The organism is Nonomuraea jabiensis, from assembly GCF_014204795.1.
GTDB lineage: Bacteria > Actinomycetota > Actinomycetes > Streptosporangiales > Streptosporangiaceae > Nonomuraea > Nonomuraea jabiensis.
In genome coordinates this window covers 4,610,797-4,627,078 of record NZ_JACHMB010000001.1, presented here as the reverse complement: position 1 = coordinate 4,627,078, position 16,282 = coordinate 4,610,797, and the positions used below count along the sequence as shown (strand labels likewise).

At 71.7% G+C, this 16,282-nt stretch carries 19 protein-coding genes; 12 read left to right on the top strand and 7 right to left on the bottom strand.

Annotated elements, in window-relative coordinates; genetic code table 11:
- The first annotated feature begins 64 nt into the window (after window positions 1-64).
- Window positions 65-1,798 carry a gamma-glutamyltransferase gene (gene ggt, locus HD596_RS21285; RefSeq protein ID WP_185071095.1) on the top strand — a complete coding sequence of 578 codons (1,734 nt, stop codon included), beginning with the start codon at window positions 65-67 and terminating at the stop codon, window positions 1,796-1,798.
- On the opposite strand, the gene HD596_RS21280 is transcribed toward ggt, so the two are convergent.
- On the bottom strand, window positions 1,795-2,625 hold the full coding sequence (locus tag HD596_RS21280; RefSeq protein ID WP_185071094.1) for an SDR family oxidoreductase: 831 nt from the start codon (window positions 2,623-2,625) through the stop codon (window positions 1,795-1,797). The genes ggt and HD596_RS21280 overlap by 4 nt on opposite strands.
- Before the next feature lie 85 nt (window positions 2,626-2,710).
- On the opposite strand from HD596_RS21280, the gene HD596_RS21275 reads away from it, so the two are divergent.
- From HD596_RS21275 to HD596_RS21255, 5 genes are all read left to right on the top strand, one after another.
- A complete protein-coding gene (locus HD596_RS21275) occupies window positions 2,711-3,679 on the top strand; it encodes an Lrp/AsnC family transcriptional regulator (protein ID WP_185071093.1) in 969 nt (322 codons plus the stop codon).
- Window positions 3,680-3,773: 94 nt separating this feature from the next.
- A complete protein-coding gene (locus HD596_RS21270) occupies window positions 3,774-4,013 on the top strand; it encodes an SHOCT domain-containing protein (protein ID WP_185071092.1) in 240 nt (79 codons plus the stop codon).
- Between the two features lie 91 nt (window positions 4,014-4,104).
- Complete coding sequence (locus HD596_RS21265; protein ID WP_185071091.1) at window positions 4,105-4,305, top strand: hypothetical protein; 201 nt, start codon at window positions 4,105-4,107, stop codon at window positions 4,303-4,305.
- A 41-nt stretch (window positions 4,306-4,346) separates the two neighbouring features.
- Window positions 4,347-5,204, top strand: coding sequence for an urease accessory protein UreH domain-containing protein (locus HD596_RS21260; protein WP_221519430.1), 858 nt, complete (start codon window positions 4,347-4,349; stop codon window positions 5,202-5,204).
- Between the two features lie 56 nt (window positions 5,205-5,260).
- A complete protein-coding gene (locus tag HD596_RS21255) occupies window positions 5,261-6,646 on the top strand; it encodes a tetratricopeptide repeat protein (RefSeq protein ID WP_185071090.1) in 1,386 nt (461 codons plus the stop codon).
- Between the two features lie 24 nt (window positions 6,647-6,670).
- Here HD596_RS21255 and ald read toward each other — a convergent pair whose 3' ends face one another.
- The gene (ald, locus tag HD596_RS21250) at window positions 6,671-7,780 is read right to left on the bottom strand and encodes an alanine dehydrogenase (RefSeq protein ID WP_185071089.1); all 1,110 of its coding nucleotides are present in this window, start codon (window positions 7,778-7,780) and stop codon (window positions 6,671-6,673) included.
- Window positions 7,781-7,829: 49 nt separating this feature from the next.
- On the bottom strand, window positions 7,830-9,212 hold the full coding sequence (locus tag HD596_RS21245) for an aspartate aminotransferase family protein (RefSeq protein WP_185071088.1): 1,383 nt from the start codon (window positions 9,210-9,212) through the stop codon (window positions 7,830-7,832).
- 263 nt (window positions 9,213-9,475) lie between these two features.
- Between HD596_RS21245 and HD596_RS21240 the strand changes: the two genes are divergently transcribed.
- Entirely contained in the window at window positions 9,476-10,831 is a 1,356-nt protein-coding gene (locus HD596_RS21240) for a dipeptidase (protein WP_185071087.1), read from the top strand.
- A gap of 47 nt (window positions 10,832-10,878) precedes the next feature.
- Window positions 10,879-11,535 (top strand): hypothetical protein, encoded by a 657-nt coding sequence (locus tag HD596_RS21235; protein WP_185071086.1) that lies wholly within the window; start codon window positions 10,879-10,881, stop codon window positions 11,533-11,535.
- 33 nt (window positions 11,536-11,568) lie between these two features.
- Here HD596_RS21235 and HD596_RS21230 read toward each other — a convergent pair whose 3' ends face one another.
- Window positions 11,569-12,102, bottom strand: a complete 534-nt coding sequence (locus tag HD596_RS21230) for a TetR/AcrR family transcriptional regulator (RefSeq protein ID WP_185071085.1) — start codon at window positions 12,100-12,102, stop codon at window positions 11,569-11,571.
- A gap of 86 nt (window positions 12,103-12,188) precedes the next feature.
- On the opposite strand from HD596_RS21230, the gene HD596_RS21225 reads away from it, so the two are divergent.
- Window positions 12,189-12,587 carry an ester cyclase gene (locus HD596_RS21225; protein WP_185071084.1) on the top strand — a complete coding sequence of 133 codons (399 nt, stop codon included), beginning with the start codon at window positions 12,189-12,191 and terminating at the stop codon, window positions 12,585-12,587.
- On the opposite strand, the gene HD596_RS21220 is transcribed toward HD596_RS21225, so the two are convergent.
- Window positions 12,581-12,823, bottom strand: a complete 243-nt coding sequence (locus tag HD596_RS21220; protein WP_221519429.1) for a hypothetical protein — start codon at window positions 12,821-12,823, stop codon at window positions 12,581-12,583. The genes HD596_RS21225 and HD596_RS21220 overlap by 7 nt on opposite strands.
- Window positions 12,824-12,837: 14 nt before the next feature.
- Window positions 12,838-13,422, bottom strand: a complete 585-nt coding sequence (locus HD596_RS21215) for a winged helix-turn-helix domain-containing protein (RefSeq protein WP_185071083.1) — start codon at window positions 13,420-13,422, stop codon at window positions 12,838-12,840.
- A 69-nt stretch (window positions 13,423-13,491) separates the two neighbouring features.
- Here HD596_RS21215 and HD596_RS21210 point away from each other — a divergent pair, with 69 nt between their 5' ends.
- Entirely contained in the window at window positions 13,492-14,142 is a 651-nt protein-coding gene (locus tag HD596_RS21210) for an alpha/beta fold hydrolase (protein WP_185071082.1), read from the top strand.
- Here HD596_RS21210 and HD596_RS21205 read toward each other — a convergent pair.
- On the bottom strand, window positions 14,121-14,651 hold the full coding sequence (locus HD596_RS21205) for a cysteine dioxygenase family protein (RefSeq protein WP_185071081.1): 531 nt from the start codon (window positions 14,649-14,651) through the stop codon (window positions 14,121-14,123). The two genes, HD596_RS21210 and HD596_RS21205, sit on opposite strands and share 22 nt — an antisense overlap.
- A gap of 110 nt (window positions 14,652-14,761) precedes the next feature.
- On the opposite strand from HD596_RS21205, the gene HD596_RS21200 reads away from it, so the two are divergent.
- Complete coding sequence (locus HD596_RS21200) at window positions 14,762-15,640, top strand: LysR family transcriptional regulator (RefSeq protein WP_185071080.1); 879 nt, start codon at window positions 14,762-14,764, stop codon at window positions 15,638-15,640.
- A gap of 4 nt (window positions 15,641-15,644) precedes the next feature.
- Window positions 15,645-16,271 (top strand): LysE family translocator, encoded by a 627-nt coding sequence (locus tag HD596_RS21195; RefSeq protein ID WP_185071079.1) that lies wholly within the window; start codon window positions 15,645-15,647, stop codon window positions 16,269-16,271.
- The last annotated feature ends 11 nt before the right edge of the window (window positions 16,272-16,282 follow it).

Here is a 16,282-nt window from a genome sequence, read left to right as displayed (position 1 = left end):
CGCATCATCCCAGCGTGTGAGGGGGCCCTACCGCCACGGGCGTACGTGGGCCATCGTAAGGACCATGCGTCGAGTGATCGTCCCCGCAGCAGCAGCAGTCCTCATCACGCTCGTGTCGGCCCCGCCCGCGCTGGCCGGGCCCCAGCAGAACCAGCAGAAGGTCCCGGTCGCGGAGGGGTACGGCGGCGCCGTCGCCACCGTCGACCTCGACGCCAGCAAGGCCGCCATCGCCGTGCTCAGGAGGGGAGGCAACGCCGTCGACGCCGCCGTCGCGGCGGGCGCGGTGCTGGGCGTCACGGAGCCGTACTCCGCGGGCCTGGCCGGCGGCGGCTTCATGGTGTACTACGACGCCAGGCAGCGCAAGGTGTTCACGATCGACGGCCGTGAGACCGCCCCGCAGGCCATGACCTCGACCACGTTAGAGGGCATCCCGTTCGAGGAGGGCGTCACCAGCGGCCTGTCGGCGGGCATCCCCGGCACGGTCGCGAACTGGGACCTGGCCCTGCGCAAGTTCGGCACGATCTCCCTCAAGGAGGCCCTCCAGCCCGCCATCGACGTGGCCTCCAAGGGCTTCGTCGTCGACCAGACCTTCCACCAGCAGACCGCCGACAACGCGGCCCGGTTCAAGGACATCACCTCCACGGCCAAGCTCTACCTCCCCAACGGCGCCCCGCCGCCCGTCGGCTCGGTGTTCAGGAACCCCGAGCTGGCGGCCACGTACCGCGAGCTCGGCAGGCGCGGCCCCGGCTGGCTGTACGGCGGCCGGCTCGGCCAGGAGATCGTGGCCACCGTCAAGCAGCCACCGGTCACCCCCGGCAGCACCCGCAACGTCCGGCCGGGCCTGATGGAGCTGTCCGACCTGCGCGCCTACCGCGCGCTCCTGCGCGAGCCCACCAAGATCTCCTACAAGGGCAAGGACGTGTACGGCATGGCGCCCCCGTCCTCCGGCGGCTCCACCGTCGGCGAGGCCCTCAACGTCCTTGAGGCCCTTCCCCAGGTCGGCCTGCACGAATACCTGGAGGCGTCCCGGCTGGCCTTCGCCGACCGCGGCAAGTACGTCGGCGACATCCCCGGCGTGCCCCTCAAGGAGCTGCTGTCCGACGGCTTCGCCAAGGAGCGGGCCTGCCTGATCGGCGACCGGGCGACGGCCCACCCGGCGGCCCCGGGCAGCCCGGACGGCTCGTACGAGCCCTGCGCCCAGCCCACCGGCACCGCCACCCCCGTCGCGGACGAAGGCCCCGAGACCACCCATCTCGTCGTCGCCGACCGCTGGGGCAACGTGATCGCCTACAACCTGACCATCGAGTCCACCGGCGGCAACGGCATCGTGGTGCCCGGACGCGGCGTGCTGCTCAACAACGAGCTGACCGACTTCACGTTCGGCCCGGCGCCCGGCGACCCGAACCTGCCCGGCCCCGGCAAGCGTCCCCGCTCGTCGATGTCGCCGACGCTGGTGTTCGAGCACGGCAGGCCGGTGCTGGCGGTCGGCTCGCCGGGCGGCTCGACCATCATCACGACCGTGCTGCAGATCCTGGTCAACCGGTACGAGTTCGGGATGAGCCTGCCGGACGCGCTCGCCGCGCCGCGCGCCACCCAGCGCAACACCGCGCAGACCCAGGCCGAGCAGGCGTTCCTGGACAAGTACCGGGCCGAGCTGGAGGCCAAGGGGCACAGCTTCGCGCTCAACCCGGAGATCGGGGCGGCGACGGCGCTGGAGTTCGTCGGCCGGGGCCGGGTCCAGGCCGTCGCCGAGCCCGCCCGCCGCGGCGGCGGCAGCGCGCTGGTGGTGGCGCCCTAGAAGTCGCTCACGTGGTCCTTCGCCCATTCGGCGAAGGACCGCGCGGGCCGGCCCGTCACCTCCTCGACCGTGTTCGTCAGGGCAGGCGGCGGGCCGTCGAGCATCTTGGCGTACCCGTCGAGCAGCAGGTCCACGAACGAGTCGGGGAAGGAGTCGTCGGCCAGCAGCCGCCGCCGCTCCTCCTCCCGGCTGAGCTCCTGCCAGCGCAGCGGGCGCCCGAGCGCGTCGCCGAGGATCCGCACCTGCTCGACCTGGGTCAGCACCTGCGGCCCCGTCAGCGCGTAACGGGCCCCGTCGTGGCCGTCCGTGGTCAGCGCCCGTACGGCCACGGCGGCGATGTCGCGCTCGTGCAGCATCGCCATCGGCACCGCGCCGAACGCGCCGCGCACCACGTCTCCCGCGCGGATCTGGTCGCGCCACCAGAACGCGTTCGCGGCGAACGTGCTGGGCCAGAGCATCGTCCAGGCCAGGCCCGACTGCTCGACGCGCTGTTCGAGCTCGCCATGCGAAAGGCCGACGGACGAGTCGGGCTGGTCGCGTACCGCTCCCGAGGAGAGCAGGACGACGCGGCGGGCGTGCCGCCTGATCGCGCCGACCACGGCGGGGGCGAGGTCCGCGGTGTGGAAGGGCCAGATGAGGAAGACGGACTCGACGCCGTCCAGGCACTGCTCGATGGTCTCGTGGTCGCCCTTGACCACCTCGACGGCCTCCGGCAGGGCCGCCCGGGAGGGGTCACGGGTCATGGCGCGTACGGGGTGGCCCGCCTCGACGAGCTGGTGGACGACCTGGCGGCCGACGTTTCCGGTGGCTCCTGTTACGAGAATCATGGGTCCAAGGTTGGCTCCCGGGCCGCAGCTACCCCAATTTTTCGCGATATTCCGTGGTTTTCCTCCAGAGCACTAGCCTGATCGGATGGAATCCGCCGAACTCGACGATGTGGACCGCGGTCTGGTGCACGCGCTCCAGCTCGACGGCCGCGCCCCCTTCGCCAGGATCGCCGACGTGCTCGGCGTCTCCGAGCAGACCGTCGCCCGCCGCTACCGCAGGCTCACGGCGGCAGGCGTGATCAGGGTGGTGGGCGGCCTCGACGGCGCGCTCCTCGGCTACACGCCGTGGACCATCCGCGTACGCTGCACGCCCGACGCGGGCACCGCCATCGCCGAGGCCCTGGCCAGAAGGTCCGACACGTACTGGGTGCACCTGCTGTCCGGCGGCACCGAGATCTCCTGCTTCGCCCAGTCGCCCGACACGGTCCTGCTGGAGAAGCTGCCCCGGACCGGCCGCGTCCTGGCCATGACCGCGCATTCGCTCCTGCACGGCATCTCCCTGCCCGACGGCTGGCAGGGGCTGGCCTGGCTCACCGAGGAGCAGGCCGACCGGCTGCGCCCCGAGCCGCGTACCGGATCGGACGGCGTCGTCCTGCAGGAGAAGGACCACCGCCTCGTGGACGTGCTGGCCAGGGACGGCCGGGCCGGGTACGCGGAACTGGCCCGGGCCACCGGCTGGTCGGAGGCCACGGCCAAGCGCCGGCTGCACCGGTTGCGCGAGTCCGGCGCGCTCACCATCCAGCTCGACTACTCCCCCAGGCTGCTCGGCTACCGCGCCGAGGCCCGGCTGTGGATGACCGTGCGCCCCTCCGAGCTGCTCCACGTGGCCGGGACCCTGGCGGGCCACCCCGAGATCTCCTTCGCCAGCGTCACCACCGGTCCGACGAACCTCCTCGCCACCGCCATCTGCCGCGACAACGCCGACCTGTACCGCTACCTCACCGAACGGGTGAGCGCCCTGGACGCCGTCCAGACGTTGGAGACCGCCCCCGTCCTGCGGACGGTCAAACGCACCGGCGCGCTACCCCCACAGGCGTACGGGCGACCCGCGTGAACACTCCCCCGGGCTGACTCCGAACAGGGCCTGACGTGCGATTCGCCGCGCCCCTCCGACCGGCACGCTGAAAGCACCACGTCAAGGAGGAGACATGCACAGCTTCTGGCCGATCATCCCGTTCTTCTGGAGCCTGTTCTGGGTCGCCATCGTCGCGCTGGTCATCACGGCCCGGCGCAAGGGCTGGTGGGGGCCGCGCCACGCGCACGCCGCGGCTCCCGCGTCACCCACCGCCGAGGCGGAGCGGATCCTCGCCGATCGGTACGCCCGCGGCGAGATGAGCGAGGACGAGTACTTCGAAAAGGTGTCTGTTCTCAAGGGCTGGTCATCCTAAACATCACTAAGGGTGCAATTACTGTCACTGGCCGCATTCAGGGGCCGGCGTTACGGTTCGTGTACCGGATACATAGAGAGCGGGGACAGGTATGCGATCCGTCGCCAAGTTCTGCGGCCAGTGCAACTGTGGGTGCCCCGAGCTGTTCGTGGACGAAACGGCGCCCGTCGAGCGCCAGGTGGTCATCACCGACGACTTCGGGCAGCGCGTGGAGATGAGCCTCGACCAGTTCGGCTCGATCGTCGAGGCCGCCAAGAGCGGGTCTCTGGACAGTCTGGCGCTCGTCCACTGAGCGCCGTCACCCTGCTGGCCGGCGGAGTCGCCGCCGGGCTGGTGGCGGGGACGGCCTCGTGCACCGCGGCCCAGGGCGGCCTGCTCATGGGCCTGGTCGATCACTGCCACGGGCGCGATCCCGCGCTGGTCGGCTGGTTCCTGGCGGGGCGGCTGGCCTCGTACACCACGGCCGGAGCGCTGCTCGGGCTGCTCGGCTCGGCCGTCAGCCTCCCGCCCGCGGCCCGCGCGGTGCTGCTCGTCGCGGCCGGCCTCACGGTGATCGTCTTCGCCGTCCGGCTGATGCGGCGCGGTCACTGCGCGGCGGCGCCCGAGGCCGGCGCCCCTTCCCGCTACAAGGCGCCGCTGCTGGGCGCGGCCACCATCCTGGTGCCCTGCGGCGTGACCCTCGGCATGGAGATGATCGCGATCTCCAGCGGCTCCCCGGTGGCGGGGGCGGCGGCCATGGCGGGGTTCGTGCTCGGCACCGCTCCGGCGTTCGCGCTCCTCGGGTACGTGCTGCGGCGCGTCTCCCGCACCCGGCTGGCCCGGCTCGCCGGGGTCGTGGCCATCGCCGCCGGGCTCTGGACCGCCGGCGCCGGGCTCACCCTGGGCGGCTGGATCGGCGGCACCCCGCCGGCCGCGTCCAGGCCCTCGCCCGCCGCGCCGGGCTCCGGCGAGCAGATCGTGACGGTCTGGGCGACCCGCGAGGGCTACCGGCCGGCCGTCGTGGCGGCCCGCGCCGGAGCGCCGGTCGAGGTGGTGTTCAAGCTGGTCGACCGGGGGTGCACCGGCACGGTCACGATCGGCGGGCGCGACGTCGCGCTGCCGGCCACCGTACGCCTGCCGCCGCAGCCGAAGGGCTCGCTGCGGTACGTGTGCGGGATGGGCATGTACGCGGGCTTCATCGACTTCTCGTGACGCCAGGTCGGCGATTACGGTCCGCAATCACGCGATCACGTGCCACCCTGGTCGCCATGGCCTGGCAAGGAGAGGTCGCGGCGCCGGCCGTACCGGCGCCGCGCGTGGGAGACGAGCCCGAGCTGCTGGCCGCCGCGGGGGCCGGCGACGCGCAGGCCGCGCACCGGCTCGGCAAGCTCTACGCCCAGCACGGCGACCGCGCGGCCGCCAAGCACTGGTGGGAGCGGGCGGCCGAAGCCGGCAACCTGGACAGCGCGTACAACCTGGGCGTCTGGCACGAGATGCACGGCAGCCTGGTGGATGCCGTCAGCTGGTACGAGCTCGCGGCCGGCGCCGGCGACGCCGAGGCCGCCAGCAACCTGGCGACGCTCCTGCTGGAGCAGCGCGGAGACCCCGACAGGGCCCGGCGCTGGTACGAGGTCGCGGCCCACGGCGGCTCCAGCACCGCGGCCCGCAGGCTGGCGCTGATGTGCGAGGACGCGGGCGAGCTGGCGGCGGCCCGCGAGTGGCACCGCACGGCGGCCGCGGAAGGCGACCTGGCCTCGGCCCACGACCTGGGCTTCCTGGCCTACGCGACGGGTGACGACGAGGAGACCGTGCGCTGGTGGGAGTGCGCGGCCAGGGGCGGCCACCCGGACTCGGCGTACTGCATGGGCCTCTACCTGCACGCCAGCCGCGACCCCGAGGGCGCGGAGGCCTACTACCGGCTGGCCGCCAGGAGCGAGCACCCGGGCGCCGCCTCCCAGCTCGGCGAGATCGCGCTGTCCATGGGCGACCTGCGTACCGCCCGCGCCTGGTTCGAGCAGGCCGCCGGTGCCGGGCGCGGCTACGACCAGCGGATGGCCGGGTTCGTCTGCGTCGAGCTGAGGGACTGCGCGGCGGCCGGCCACTGGTTCGGCCGGGCGGCGGCCGGCGGGGACGCCGAGGCGGCCTTCAACTACGGCCTGCTGCTGATCGCCGAGTTCGGCGACCTGGCGGGCGGGCAGCACTGGTTCAGGCAGGCGGCGCTGGCCGGGCACCGCGGGGCCGCCGTCGAGCTGGGCGGGCTGCTGTCGGTGGCCGGGGAGCTGGGCGAGGCGCAGGAGTGGCTGTCCGATCCGCCGCCGCCCGCGTGGGGACGGCACGCCGAGCCGGAGCTGGCCGCCAGGGCCGAGCTGGCCGCGGCGGCCACCGGCCGCAGGGGCGGCGCCGGGCTGGACGTGGGCGACCTGACCGAGGTGCTCGGCACGTGGGATCTGGTGACCCGGCCGCTGCACGATCACTCCGACGTGATCGGGTGGCTGGTGGCGCGCAGCGGCCTGCATCCGAGCGCGATCGAGCACCTGGCGTCGGTGCGCGGCACGCTGCTGCGCCCCGGGAGCGCTCCGTGGCCGAGCCGCGGCGAGATCGAGCACGTGCTGGCCACGGCCCGCGACCTGCGCAAGCGCCTGGGCGTGCGCTGATCGCGCACGCCCGGGCGCTCCTCGTCACACCAGTTCGGACACCGGGGTGAACGGCAGGCCGAGCGCCTCGGCCACCGGCCCGTTGGTGAGCCGGCCGTCGTGCGTGTTGAGCCCGCCCGCGAGGCCGGCGTCGGTCCTGAGCGCCTCGCGCCAGCCCAGGTTGGCCAGCTTGACCGCGTACGGGAGGGTCGCGTTCGTCAGGGCGTACGTGGAGGTGTTGGCCACGGAGCCCGGCATGTTGGCCACGCAGTAGAAGACCGACTCGTGCACCTTGTACGTCGGCTCGGCGTGCGTGGTCGGGCGCGAGTCCTCGAAGCAGCCGCCCTGGTCGATGGCGATGTCGACGAGCACGGAGCCCGGCTTCATGCGCGAGACCAGGTCGTTGGAGACCAGCGTCGGGGCCTTGGCGCCGGGGATCAGCACCGCGCCGATGACCAGGTCGGCCTGCAGGACCTCCTGCTCGATCGCGTACGACGTCGAGACCAGCGTCTTGAGCCGGCCCTGGTAGATGGCGTCGATGAAGCGCAGGCGGTCGATGTTGGTGTCGAGCACGGTGACGTCGGCGCCCATGCCGACGGCGATCTGCGCGGCGTTGAGGCCGGAGACGCCGCCGCCGATCACGACCACCTTGGCCGGGGCCACGCCCGGCACGCCGCCCGGCAGGATGCCGCGGCCACCGTTGAAGCGCATCAGGTTGTAGGCGCCCACCTGCGGCGCGAGGCGGCCGGCGACCTCGGACATCGGGGCGAGCAGCGGCAGCGCGTTGCCCACCTGGACGGTCTCGTACGCGATGCCGGTCGTCCTGGCGCTCAGCAGCGCGTCCGTGCAGGGCCGCGAGGCGGCCAGGTGCAGGTACGTGAAGAGCACGAGCCCCTCACGCAGCCGGTGGTACTCCTCGGCGATGGGCTCCTTGACCTTGAGCACCATGTCCGCCTCGCCCCATACGGCGTCGGCACTGTCGAGGATCTTCGCCCCCGCCGAGAGGTATTCCTCGTCCGTGATGTGCGAGCCCAGGCCCGCACCCCGCTGGACCAGGACGTCGTGACCGTTGCGCACCAGCTCGTGAACTCCGGCGGGCGTGGCGGCAACGCGATATTCGTGGTTCTTGACCTCGGCAGGAACGCCGATCTTCATGGTTGATCCTTTCGCGAACCGGCACGCCGTCGTACCGGACTGAGGGGTGTTACAGGCGCGACCACGCCTCGGTGAGCACGCCGCGGAGAATAGACCCGATCTCGGCGAACTCCTCGGGTCCCGCGATCAGCGGCGGCGCAAGCTGGATGACAGGGTCGCCGCGGTCGTCGGCGCGGCAGTAGAGGCCCGCGTCGAACAGCGCCTTGGACAGGAAGCCGCGCAGCAGCCGCTCCGACTCGTCGGCGGTGAACGTCTCCTTGGTGGCCTTGTCCTTGACCAGCTCGATGCCCCAGAAGTAGCCCGAGCCGCGCACGTCGCCGACGATCGGCAGGTCGCGCAGGCCGTCGAGGGTCTCCTTGAACAGCGGCTCGTTCCTGGTGACGTGGCCGAGCAGGTCCTCGCGCTCGAAGATGTCGAGGTTGGCCAGCGCGACGGCCGAGGAGACCGGGTGGCCGCCGAAGGTGTAACCGTGGGCGAACATGGCGTCGCCGCCCTTGAACGGCTCGAACAGCCGCTCGTGCGCGATCATGGCGCCGATGGGCGAGTAGCCGCTGGTCATGCCCTTGGCGCAGGTGATGATGTCGGGCACGTAGTCGAACTTCTGGCCGCCGAACATCGTGCCGAGCCGGCCGAAGGCGCAGATGACCTCGTCGGAGACGAGCAGCACGTCGTACTCGTCGCAGATCTCGCGCAGGCGCTGGAAGTAGCCGGGAGGGGGCGGGAAGCAGCCGCCGGCGTTCTGCACGGGCTCGGCGAAGACGGCGGCGACGGTGTCGGGGCCCTCCATCTCGATGGCGCGGGCCACGCGCTCGGCCGCCCAGAAGCCGTACTCCTCGGGCGTCATGCCCTTGACGCCGGTGATCTCGTCGGCGCGGTAGTGGTTGGTGTTGGGGACCCGGACCGAGCCGGGCACCAGCGGCTCGAACATCTGCTTGAACGCGGGGATGCCGGTGATCGACAGCGCGCCCTGCGGGGTGCCGTGGTAGGCGATCTGGCGGCTGATGACCTTGTGCTTGAGCGGCTTGCCGATGAGCTTGTAGTACTGCTTGGCCAGCTTCCAGGCGGTCTCGACCGCCTCGCCGCCGCCGGTGGTGAAGAAGACGCGGTTGAGCTCGCCGGGCGTGTACGCGGCCAGCCGCTGGGCCAGCTCGGCGGCCTTCGGGTGGGCGTAGGACCACAGCGGGAAGAACGCCAGCTCCTGAGCCTGCTTGGCGGCGGCCTCGGCCAGTTCCTGGCGGCCGTGGCCGACCTGGACCACGAAGAGCCCGGCCAGACCGTCGAGGTAGCGCTTGCCGTGGATGTCGTAGACGTAGGATCCCTCACCGCGCACGATGGTCGGGATCTCGGACTGCTGATAGGCGCTGTGCCTGGTGAAGTGCAACCACAGGTTGTCCTGCGCGGCCTTCAGGACGTCGTTTTCCGGCTGCGTCATGGTTATCTTCCCTCGTGTCTCAACTCCCCACAGTCTGCATGCTCACCTGCGGATTTGCCAAGCGAATCGGTCGTAGCAATATGCAAGAAAATCGGTATCCGCAGAACGCCTATGTAACGGCGACGAAATCCGCATGTAGATTGGCGCGCGGGTCATGCCTGTCCCCACGGCGTTCTCGCACGTGGAACGTTGTGTGATCCAATGAGACCAACATGTCGAGACCAGCCAGAACCTTCTGATAACGACCCCCGGGGGACCCTTCCGTGACTCCTGAACAGATTGAGAGCGCCGTCGCCGCCGCGATGCCCCAGGCCGTCGAGGAGCTGCGACGGCTGGCCGCCATACCGTCCGTGGCCTTCCCCGGGCACCCGGAGGAGCCGGTCTTCGCCGCCGCCGCGATGACGGAGGAGCTGCTGCGCTCCGTGGGCCTGCCGCGTGTCCAGCAGGTGCCGGTCGAGGGCAGCTTCCCGGCGATCTTCGGCGAGGCCCCCGCGCCGCCCGGCATGCCCACGGTCCTGCTGTACGCGCACTACGACGTGCAGCCCGCGGGCGACCCGGCCGCCTGGCGCACCCCGCCGTTCGAGCCGACCCTGATCGACGGCAAGCTGTACGGGCGGGGCTGCGCGGACGACAAGTCCGGCATCCTCTCCCACATCACCGCCCTGCGCGCCTTCCAGGGCCGCTTCCCCGTGGGCATCAAGGTCATCATCGAGGGCCAGGAGGAGTACGCGGGCGAGCGCCTGGAGGCGTTCGTCGAGCGCAACCCCGGCCTGCTGCGGGCCGACGCCATCGTGGTGGCCGACACCGGCAACCCGCGGATCGGCGACCCGGCGGTCACGACCTCCCTGCGCGGCATGGCGGCGTTCACCATCGAGGCGCGCACGCTGCGGGAGCCGCTGCACAGCGGCTCGTTCGGCGGCGCGGCCCCCGACGCGCTGGCGGCCCTCATGCGCATGCTGACCTCGCTGCACGACGACAACGGCGACATCCGCGTGCCCGGCCTGCCCCGCGGCACCTTCCTCGGGCAGGGGCCGTCGGAGGAGGAGTTCAGGAAGACCGCCGGCGTCCTCGACGGCGTCTCGCTGGTGGGCTCGGGCTCGCTGGCCGACCGGCTCTGGGCGTCGTACGCGATCACGGTGACGGGCCTGGACGTGCCGACGGTCTCGGGCGCGGTGAACGCGGTCCAGCCCGCCGCGCGGGCCCGCGTGACCGTCCGCGTCCCCCCGGCGGGCGACCCGAAGGCGACGGTGAACGCCGTGGTCGAGTTCCTGCGCAAGGTGGCGCCGTGGGGCGTCGAGCTGTCGTTCACGGACCTGACGGTGGGCTCGGGCTTCCAGGCGGACTCGGGCGGCAAGGCCCGCGCCGCCCTCAACCGGGCCATGGAGCGCGCCTTCGGCCGCCCGCCCAGGGACGTCGGCGCCGGAGGCTCCATCCCGCTGGTCAACACGCTGCTGAAGCAGTTCCCGGCGGCGGAGATCCTGCTGTTCGGGGCGGAGGACGAGGACGCGGCCATCCACGCGCCCAACGAGCGGGTGGACCTGGAGGAGCTGCGGCGGGTGGCGACGACGGAGGCCCTGTTCCTCCACGAGCTCAGCCTGCCCTCCGCGCTCGGCGTGTAAGGACGGGTCGCGCGGGCTCGCCCCGTGCGACCCCTAAGATCCGTTCCATGCGTTCCGCGATCTTAGGCGGCCTCGCCGCCTCCTTCCTGCTGGCCGCCACGGCTCCCGCCGTGGCCGCCGCCCCCGCCAAGCCGCTGACCCCGGACCAGCTGAGCGAAGCCCTGCTCACGCCCAGTGACCTGGGCGAGGAGTACACCGAGAACGAGAAGCGCTACCGGGAGGCGCTGGACTCCGAGGCCGCGCACACGCCGAAGTGCCGCAGCGCCATCAAGGCGCTGAAGCCCCTCGTCAGGAGCAAGGCGGCGGCCTTCATCGACGAGGAGGGCAAGCCGTCCGGCGTCAAGCAGTTCCTGATCAGCGGGACTCCCGCGCAGCTGACCCGCTGGGAGTCCGCGGGCAAGGTCATGGTCCGGGACTGCGCCGGGGTCAAGGCGAACTCCGGCTCCTCCAAGGCCGGCACCACCAAGCTCTCCATCGGCAAGTTCGGCTCCTGGACCTACGGCATCAGGCACCGCAAGACGATCCCCGCCCTCAACTCCAAGCCGAGTTTCGCGGCGGACGTCGTGCTCATCGGTGCCGGGAACAGCGTCATGCTGCTGGTGAGCGACGGCTTCTTCGGGACGTTCGACCCGGGTCTGAGCAAGCGCGCGGCGAAGGTGGCCATGCGGAAGCTGAAGGACGCCCAGGCGGCCGCCGCCGAGTAAAAGGATCGTTCCGGCGTATCGGGGGCGCCGGGTTCAGCGGTCGATCAGCCTCAGGAGGCGGTCGGCCTGAGTGCGGTCGGCGGCGGTCAGGGCGATGCCTCTGACCAGGGTCAGCAGGTCGCGTACGTCGAGATCCGCCCGTACGGCGCCCGCCCGCTTGGCCTCGTCCAGCAGGCCCGAGGCCGTGGCGAGCATGGACGCGTGCCACTGCGCCACCAGAGCGGTGGCGCCGCTGTCGCCGGTGACCGCCAGGGCCAGGTCTCGCTTGGAGGCGATGTGGTCCATGAAGAGCCGCAGCCATTCGTGCAGCGCCTGCGCCGGCGACCCGGCGGCCGACAGGGTCTGGCCGCGGGCGCACAGCTGGGCGACCTCGTCCGCGTAGACGGCGACCAGCAGATCCGTACGGGTGGGGAAATGCCGGTACATGGTGGCGTTGCCGACCCCGGCCCGGCGGGCCACGTCGTCGAGCGGCGCGTCGGTGCCGCGTTCGGCGAAGACCTGCGCGGCCGCGGCCAGCAGCCGGTCGTAGTTGCGCTGCGCATCCGCCCGGCGAGGACGCGATCCCATCCGTCTCCTTGCTAAGTGGGGAACTCCCCATCTAGTCTAGTCACGCCAACTAAACGGGGAGTTCCCCATTTAACCGGGAGGCAGGCATGGCAGCGACGGCTGGCGAAGTGCATCGGCGCATCATCGAGCTCTACGGGGCCGGGCGGATCGACGAGGGGCTGGCGCTCGTCGACCCCGGCGTGATCGACCACCGGGGCGGCTCGGACGGCGACCACCACGGCCTGGCGGCATGGAGGGAGAAGTGGAAGCGGGCCCTGTCCGGCGGGACGGGCTTTCATGACATGTCCGTCACAGTGGAGCAGAACATCTCCACCGATGACCTGTCGACCAACGTCTACCTCAGCCGCGGCACGCACACCGCCTCGGGGCGCCGGTACGAGGTGCGGGGAATGGACATGATCCGCGTCAGGGACGGCAGGATCGTCGAGCACTGGGCCATCAGGGACTCGGTGGCCATGCGCCACCAGCTCGGCCTGGATCAGTGATACCGGTGCACCAGCCGCAGCCCCGCCTCCACCAGCACCCACCCCAGCCGCACCTCCAGCGCCCGGACCACCGAACCGCCCGCGTGGCGGCGCTCCAGTCCGGCCCCCGGCTCGCCCACCTGGGCTCGCCGCCGCGTCTCGGCCCGCACCTGGCCTGCGCGGGCGTGCCGCCGCGCGTCGGCTCTCAGCTCGCGGGCTCGCGCCTGCTCCACGTATAGATATAAATCCGGATACATCGCACTCTCCTCACTCAGGTCCGGAACGGGAAGCCGTACGTGTGCACGGCCACGTTCTCGCGGCCTTCGACGTCGCCCGCCTCGCGAGCGGCCTTCCCGTGCACCCGCCACTTCGTGACGACCTCGTTGATCTCGTCGCCCAACCGGCGCAGCTCCTCGGCGGTCAGCGAGAGCAGGAACTCGGAGCTGTAGGCCGCGTTGCGCCAGTCGCCGGGCCAGGCCGACTGGGTGTCGAGGAAGCTCTCGTACATCTCGTTCTGCTGGCGGACGTGCATGCGCGACACCGCGGAGTGGACGGCGGCGCGCTCCGGCGCGTCACGGAAGTCCTCGTCCCGGGTGCTGATGCTCTCGTCGGCCGGCTGCCACCAGCGCTCGCGCGCGTCGCCGCGCGCCGGCGCCTCCTCGATGAGGCCGTGCGTGGCCAGCTTGCGCAGGTGGTAGCTGACCAGGGAGACGGCCTCGTCGACCTGGTCGGCGAGCTGGGAGGCGGTCGCCGCGTCCGCCACCTTGAGCGCGCGGTAGAGCTTCATGCGCAGCGGATGCGCCAACGCCTTGAGCGTGTCGAGGTCCTTGATGCGACGGTTCTCCTCGGTGGCCATGGAACCACCATAGAAGCGAAAGAAAATTTGCGCAAATAAATTTTCGTATCGACGGGTATGGTGAGGGGCATGGCGACGTTCGCACTGATCCACGGCGGCGGCGGGTCCGCGTGGGACTGGCATCTGCTGGAGCCCGAGCTGCGCGACCGCGGGCACGACGCCGTGGCGGTGAGCCTGCCGGTCGAGGACGAGTCCGCCGGCCTGCTCGACTACGCCGACGCGGTGGTGGCGGCGGTCGGGGGCCGGCGTGACCTGGTCGTCGTGGCGCACTCGTGGGGCGGCTTCGTCGGGCCGCTCGTCTGCGCCCGCACGCCGGCCGACCTCCTGGTGCTGGTCACGGCCATGATCCCAGCCCCCGGCGAGCCGCCGTCCGGCTGGTGGGGCAACACGGGGTTCGGCTCGAAGGACATGTCCGACCCGATCGGCCTGTTCCTGCACGACGTGCCCAAGGACGTGGCCGAGGAACTGCTGACCAGGTCACGGAACCACGCGGGCAAGGCCATGGGAGAGCCGTGGCCGCTGGAGGCGTGGCCCGACGTGCCGACGCGGTTCCTGCTGTGCCGCGACGACCGGTTCTTCACGCCCGATTTCATGCGCGGGGTCGTCCGCGACCGGCTCGGCATCACGCCCGACGAGATCGACGGCGGTCACGCCCCCATGCTGGCCCGGCCGAAGGAGCTGGCCGACCGCCTGGAGGGTTACCTCACCGGCAGGTCGTAGAGGCGGCGCACGCTGCTGCCGAGCCGGGCCACGTTGGCGCCGTACACGTGGATCGACAGCCCCACCTCGCCGCTGGTGTTGCGGACCTTGTGGATGTCGCCGGGCGGCGCGAACCCGCTCACCTCGCCGGGCCGGTTGTCGGCCCGCCCGATCTCGACCAGATGATCGCCCATGTCGCGGTAGAGGGTCTCGTGCTCGATCCCGCTGATGATGCCGAACGCGCACCACGACACGTGGTCGTGGATCTGCGTCTCCTGGCCGGGACGCCACACGACGCTCACGATGGAGAAGTCCTCCTCGCAGTGGAGCGGGCGGGACACGTAGCCGTCGGGCGAGCCCTCGCGCTCGCGGGGCGTGAGGATGTCGAGCCCGGGAAGTCGGCTGCGCAGCACGTCCGCGACGGCGAACGCGGTCCTGGCGAGCCCGAGCCGCCGGGCCACGATCGCGGAGACGCCAGTCACGAGCGCGTCCAGCCCGGGCCTCGCGGCGGTGGTGGCGGCCATATTCATGGTGTCCCCCTAGGGAAAGCAGGCAGTCATCCTTCCCCTTCTACGGTGCTACACCTCGACCGATAGGTCCAACAGAAGTTCTCTGGCCTATTCATAGATACGATCGATGAATGCTGGATGTCGTGCGCCTTCGCGTTCTCGTCGCGGTCGCCCGCAAGGGCTCGCTGACCGCGGCCGCCAAGGAGCTCCACTACTCACAGCCCTCGGTCAGCCACCACCTGGCCCGGCTGGAGGCGGAGACCGGGGCCCGGCTCGTCCAGCGCGTCGGGCGCGGCGTCAGGCTCACGGAGGCGGGCCGGCTGCTCGCCGAGCGGGCCGCCGAGATCATCGGCCGCCTCGACGCCACCGCCGAGGAGCTCGCCGCGCACGTGGGGCTGCGTTCGGGGCGCGTACGGCTGGCCGCGTTCCCCTCGGCGCTGGGCACGTTCATCCCGAAGGCGGCGGGGCTGCTGTCGGCCGCCCACCCCGGGCTGCGCCTGCAGCTCACCGAGATCGAGCCGCCGGAGGCGCTCAGGCTGCTGCGGTCCGGGCGGGTGGACGTGGCCGTGATCTTCCGGTACGACGACACCGCGCCCGAGGACAACGACATCCGCATGGTCCACCTCCTCGACGACCCCAGTTACCTGGTGGCCAGGGGGCCGGCGGGCGAGCTGGCCGACCACGCGGGCTCGGCCTGGATCGCGGGATGCGACCGGTGCAGGAGCCATTTGCTGGACATCTGCGACAAGGCAGGGTTCACCCCGCAGATCTCGTTCACCAGCGACGACATCGTGGCCGTGCAGGCCCTGGTGGCGGCCGGGCTGGGCCTGACCATGCTGCCGGGGCTGGCGCTGCGGGCCCACCGCAACCCGGACGTACAGGTGGCCGAGGTGCCCGGCTCGACCCGGCACGTGTACGCCGCCGTCTACGGCGAGCCGCCCCACCCGCCGGCCACGGAGGCGTTGCTGGCGGCGCTGCGGGAAAGTCTTTTGACGCCGCCTCTACGATGACCCCATGCCGGAAATTTCGACTCTCGCGGCCTTCTGCGCGGCGACTCTCGTCCTGCTCGTGGTCCCCGGACCGGCGGTCCTCTACATCGTCACCCGGAGCGTCTCCCAGGGCCGGGCCGCGGGCGTGGTCTCGGTGCTCGGCGTGCACACGGGCTCGCTCGTCCACATCGCGGCGGCGGCGCTGGGCCTCAGCGCGCTGCTGGCGGCCTCCGCCACGGCGTTCACCATCGTGAAGTATGTGGGCGTGGCCTACCTGCTCTGGCTCGGCGTACGCAAGCTGATGCAGCGCGAAGAGGGCGAGCAGGCGCTGGAGCTGCGGGTGCAGTCGAAGCGGCGGCTGTTCTGGGAGGGCTTCGTGGTGAACGTGCTCAACCCCAAGACGGCCCTGTTCTTCCTGACGTTCCTGCCGCTGTTCACCGACCCGGACGCGGGGCCCGTCGGCCCGCAGATCCTGCTGTTCGGGATGCTGTGGCTGCTGCTGGGGATGGCGTCCGACGGCGCGTACGCGATGCTCTCGTCGGCGCTGGCGGGCCGGCTGCGCACGTCCGCCCGTGCGCGCCGCCGCATGAACGTGGGCAGCGGGCTCGTCTATCTTGGGCTGGCGGCCTGGCTCACAACCGAGAAGGCCTGACAAGCCAGGAA

Bases quoted from the DNA above. Each gene is read 5' to 3' on its own strand.
- ald (WP_185071089.1), bottom strand. From the start codon at position 7,780: ATGAAGATCGGCGTTCCTGCCGAGGTCAAGAACCACGAATATCGCGTT.
- HD596_RS21215 (WP_185071083.1), bottom strand. From the start codon at position 13,422: ATGGCCACCGAGGAGAACCGTCGCATCAAGGACCTCGACACGCTCAAG.
- HD596_RS21275 (WP_185071093.1), top strand. From the start codon at position 2,711: ATGGAATCCGCCGAACTCGACGATGTGGACCGCGGTCTGGTGCACGCG.
- HD596_RS21210 (WP_185071082.1), top strand. From the start codon at position 13,492: ATGGCGACGTTCGCACTGATCCACGGCGGCGGCGGGTCCGCGTGGGAC.
- HD596_RS21200 (WP_185071080.1), top strand. From the start codon at position 14,762: ATGCTGGATGTCGTGCGCCTTCGCGTTCTCGTCGCGGTCGCCCGCAAG.
- HD596_RS21235 (WP_185071086.1), top strand. From the start codon at position 10,879: ATGCGTTCCGCGATCTTAGGCGGCCTCGCCGCCTCCTTCCTGCTGGCC.
- HD596_RS21220 (WP_221519429.1), bottom strand. From the start codon at position 12,823: ATGTATCCGGATTTATATCTATACGTGGAGCAGGCGCGAGCCCGCGAG.
- HD596_RS21270 (WP_185071092.1), top strand. From the start codon at position 3,774: ATGCACAGCTTCTGGCCGATCATCCCGTTCTTCTGGAGCCTGTTCTGG.
- HD596_RS21230 (WP_185071085.1), bottom strand. From the start codon at position 12,102: ATGGGATCGCGTCCTCGCCGGGCGGATGCGCAGCGCAACTACGACCGG.
- HD596_RS21280 (WP_185071094.1), bottom strand. From the start codon at position 2,625: ATGATTCTCGTAACAGGAGCCACCGGAAACGTCGGCCGCCAGGTCGTC.
- HD596_RS21225 (WP_185071084.1), top strand. From the start codon at position 12,189: ATGGCAGCGACGGCTGGCGAAGTGCATCGGCGCATCATCGAGCTCTAC.
- HD596_RS21195 (WP_185071079.1), top strand. From the start codon at position 15,645: ATGCCGGAAATTTCGACTCTCGCGGCCTTCTGCGCGGCGACTCTCGTC.
- HD596_RS21205 (WP_185071081.1), bottom strand. From the start codon at position 14,651: ATGAATATGGCCGCCACCACCGCCGCGAGGCCCGGGCTGGACGCGCTC.
- HD596_RS21255 (WP_185071090.1), top strand. From the start codon at position 5,261: ATGGCCTGGCAAGGAGAGGTCGCGGCGCCGGCCGTACCGGCGCCGCGC.
- HD596_RS21245 (WP_185071088.1), bottom strand. From the start codon at position 9,212: ATGACGCAGCCGGAAAACGACGTCCTGAAGGCCGCGCAGGACAACCTG.
- HD596_RS21265 (WP_185071091.1), top strand. From the start codon at position 4,105: ATGCGATCCGTCGCCAAGTTCTGCGGCCAGTGCAACTGTGGGTGCCCC.
- ggt (WP_185071095.1), top strand. From the start codon at position 65: ATGCGTCGAGTGATCGTCCCCGCAGCAGCAGCAGTCCTCATCACGCTC.